General features: G+C 75.6%; 4 protein-coding genes. All 4 read right to left on the bottom strand.

Annotated features, from left to right (window positions below):
• The coding region (locus Q6969_RS14015; protein ID WP_317230989.1) for an ATP-binding cassette domain-containing protein at nt 1–815 on the bottom strand (815 nt) is incomplete at its 3' end.
• 338 nt (nt 816–1,153) lie between these two features.
• Nucleotides 1,154–1,792, bottom strand: a complete 639-nt coding sequence (locus Q6969_RS14010) for a hypothetical protein (protein WP_317230988.1) — start codon at nt 1,790–1,792, stop codon at nt 1,154–1,156.
• Between the two features lie 3 nt (nt 1,793–1,795).
• Nucleotides 1,796–2,755, bottom strand: a complete 960-nt coding sequence (locus tag Q6969_RS14005; protein WP_317230987.1) for a hypothetical protein — start codon at nt 2,753–2,755, stop codon at nt 1,796–1,798.
• A gap of 43 nt (nt 2,756–2,798) precedes the next feature.
• The gene (locus tag Q6969_RS14000) at nt 2,799–3,602 is read right to left on the bottom strand and encodes a nitroreductase family protein (protein WP_317230986.1); all 804 of its coding nucleotides are present in this window, start codon (nt 3,600–3,602) and stop codon (nt 2,799–2,801) included.
• Nucleotides 3,603–3,753 lie beyond the last annotated feature (151 nt).

Raw genomic sequence — 3,753 nt, 5'->3', positions numbered from 1 at the left:
CGCGCCCCCGCCTTCGCGCGGCGGGCGATGGAGGTCTCCGCCTCGATCCGCTGGCGCCGCTCGGCGCGGTGCGCCTGCTCGGCCGCCCGGATCCGCCGCTCGGCCACGGCCCGCTCGCCGGCCACGCGCTCCTCGTGCGCCCGGTAGGTGCCGCCGGTCACGGTGATCCGGCCGTCGCGGAGCTCGGCGACCTCGTCCACGTGCTCCAGGAGCTCCCGGTCGTGGCTCACGACCACGAGCGCGCCGCGCCAGCCGTCGACCAGGTCGAGGAGGATGCCGCGCGCCCGGCCGTCGAGGCTGTTGGTCGGCTCGTCGAGGATCGCGACGGGACGCCCGCGCAGGCGCACCCCGCTGATGGCGACGAGCACGGCCTGGCCGCCGGAGAGCGTCGCGACCGGCCGGTCGAGGTCGTCCTCGGCCAGGCCGACGTCCCGGAGCGCGGAGGCCGCGCGCGCCTCGACGTCCCACTCGTCGCCGAGCGCCGCGAAGTGGGCGGGGTCGGGATCGCCGTCGAGGATCGCGTGGAGCGCCCGGATGCGGGCGCGCACCCCCAGCAGGTCGGCGACGGTGTCGTCGGGCCCCGTGCGGAGGCGCTGCGGCAGGTGGTCGACCGGGCCGCTGGTGGCGACGGATCCGGACGCGGGCACGAGGTCGCCGACGACGAGCCGGACGAGCGTGGACTTCCCGGCGCCGTTGCGGCCGACGAGCCCGGTCGTGCCGCGGCCGAACGCGGCGGTGGCGGAGTCGAGCACGACGTCGCCGTCGGGCCAGGAGAACGAGCAGCGGTCGAGCGTGATGGATGGTGCGGTGGGCATGGGCCCTCCCCGGTGGTCGATGCGGGTGCACGACGACCACCGGTCCGCGGAGGCGGACGGCGCGGCCCGCGACGGCGGGCGGGCGCAGGGGTCGTCAGTGCGTGAGCAGCTGCTGCGCGTGCGGCGCAGTACCGGCGATGAGGCGCAACGTCCCGACTTCCATGCGGTGGGCCCCCGTGTCCGCGACCGGACCGACCGGCCGGTGTGTCGGCCGCACCGGAGGCGTCGGGTCGCGACGGGGTACCCGACGACCGTACGCGTCCGGGGCGGCGCGGGGCAAGGGGGCAGGGGGCGGCGGTGGCGGCGGGCGCTCGCCGGGGTGACGGACCCGCGGGCCGTCAGCGCGGCAGGGTGCGGGCCCGCTGCGGGTCCTCGAGGAGGCGGACGGCGCCGTCGACGTCGAGGCTGCCGGGGAAGTTCAGGTGCGTGAAGCGGCCGTCGGGGTCGTAGGAGGCGGTGGGCGCCGTGATCCGGGATCCGCGCACCGCCTGGATCAGGGCCGCGGCGCGCTCCGGCGTGATCGTCGTGGTCGGCCCGATCGCGAGCACGATGCGGAAGCGGCCGCCGCCCGCGAGGTCGAGGCGGAGCACGAGGGGATCCCGGCGTGGACGCTTGCGCGGGCGGTCGTACCGCGACTCCGGCGGCTCCTGCGGCTGCTCGACGCGCGCGCCGACGAGGTCGGCGAACGGACGCTCGCGGCCGCGGAGACGGAGGACACCGCGGCCCGCGTCGACGTCGAGGCCGGGCGTCACGCGGGTGATGAACAGGAGGACGAGCGCGCAGAGGGCGAGGACGCCGAGCACCGTGACCGAGGCGACCGTGAGCCAGCCGCCGCCGATGCGCTCCTCGAGCCGCGCGCCGAGCCAGGCGGACGGGCGCCAGCCGACGTAGGAGGCCACGAAGATCCAGATCGTGCCGATGACGAGCCGCTGCCGGTACGTCGGCGGCGGGATCCGCACCCACCCGTCGTCGGCCATCCGTCAGTCCGCCTCGGTGGGACGGACGGGGGCGGGCGGCTCGCCGGCTGCTGCCCGCTCCGCCTCCTCGCGGACGGCCGCTGCGGCCGCACGCTGCTCGGCGGCGCGGCGGGAGTCCCGGCGGGTGGTGAGGAACGTGATGACGGCGCCGGCGAGGAAGAACACCGCGAGGCCGACGACGGGGATCCCGGAACGACCGAAGAGCGCGGTCGGCTGCTGCACGGCGATGACCGCGAAGAACATCCCCATGGCTGCGATGAACCCGACGACCGCGTACTGCCCACGGAACGAGCCCGGGCCGCGACGGGGCGTACCCGAGGCGCGGACGTTGCGGGCACCGGAGCCCAGCCCGCGCTGCCCGGCCGCCGCCGAGGCCTCCGCGGTGCCGCTGCCGTCGATGAGCGCCGCGGTGTCCTCGCGCGTCAGGTGCCCGGGGAACTCGACGTGCGCGAACCGGCCGTGCGGGTCGTCCTTCGAGCGGGGCGGGGCGATGCGGGATCCGGCGACGAGGGCGAGGAGGGCGTCGCGCTGCGCGTCGTCGATCCGCTCGCCCGTGCGCGTCGACACGAGGAGGCCGCAGCTCTCGCCTCCGGTCGTCGTGAGGCGCAGGACGAGCGTGTCGTCGCCGTCTCCTCCGGCCAGCTCGATGCGGGCACCCGTCACCTCGGAGAACCCCCACTCCCGCCGGCCGACGCGCAGCCGGCTCCGAGCGGCGTCGACCTCGAGGGGCTGCGTGCGCTCGGCCGAGATCAGGTAGGCGATCCCCCCGACGATCAGGGGCAGCAGGACGGGCACCCCGAAGGAGATGACCGGCGACGGGCCGAAGGCGCGGTCCAGGTGCCGCGTGACGGCGCCGATGGGCGTCCAGAGGACGACCCCGGAGATGGCGAGCGATGCCACGGCGATCAGCCACCGGTGCCGCGCGGTCGGGGACGGGATGCGCACCCAGGCGCCGCTGCTCATGCTCCGACCCTAGGGCGGTGGACGGGTCGCGACGGACCGCCGGTCACCCCGCGGCGGGCTCGTCCCAGCCCTGCTGCGGGGTGTCGCAGGTGCCGCGGAACACGTACTGCGACGGCAGCTTGCGCTCGCGGCTCGACCAGTCGATCGCGGGGCGGCGGGCTTCCGGCGGCAGGTAGCCGAGCCGGTACACGGCCATGAGCTGCAGCTCCGGCGGCACGCGGAGCAGCTCCTCGACGCGCGACCACTGCTCCCGGATCTCCATCGGGAACGACACGAACTGGATCCCCATCCCGATCTCGCCCGTGGTCAGCCACACGTTCTCCATGGCCGCGCCCATCGAGAACACGGAGTAGAACGACGCGAGGGACTCGGGGCGCTCCTCGGCGCGGTCGAGCATCACGCCGAGGAGCAGCGGGCTGCCGGCGACGAGGCGCCGGTTCTCGCGGCCGAGGGTGCGCGGGACCTGGAGCGAGTTCATCAGCAGCTGGCCCCGGCGGGTGAACGCCTGCCTCGTGAAGGGGCGCAGCGGCGCGGGCAGCCGGTCGAAGAGCATGCCGTCGCGGCGGCGGTCCATCTCCTCCTGCGAGAAGCGGAAGTAGTGCTTGTAGCGCTCGAAGAAGGTGCCGTTCGACATCGTCTCCGTCATGCTCGCGCCGCTGATGTCGGCGATGCGCTCGATGGTGTCCCGCTCCTCGATGAGCACGAACCGCCACGGCTGGCTGTTGAGCTGCGAGGGCGCCCGGCCGGCGACCTCCATCAGGAGCCGCTGGTGCTGCTCGCTCACCGGATCGGGCAGGAAGGCGCCGTTGGTGGTCTTCCGGGCGCGCAGGACGTCGAGGAACTCCATGGGTCAACTCCAGGCGGTGAGGGTGCTCGCGGCGAACCAGGGAGCGGCGGTCAGGGCGAGGGCGGGATGGCGCCGGGTGCGCGTGCCCGCGCGGGGGAGCGCGGCGAGGGTGAGCAGGGCGGGCGCGAGCGCGACGGCGCAGCGGCGCGCG

It is taken from the genome of Clavibacter sp. MX14-G9D (assembly GCF_032917815.1).
GTDB classification, from domain to species: Bacteria; Actinomycetota; Actinomycetes; order Actinomycetales; family Microbacteriaceae; genus Clavibacter; species Clavibacter michiganensis_K.
This window is presented reverse-complemented; position numbering and strand designations above follow the sequence as displayed.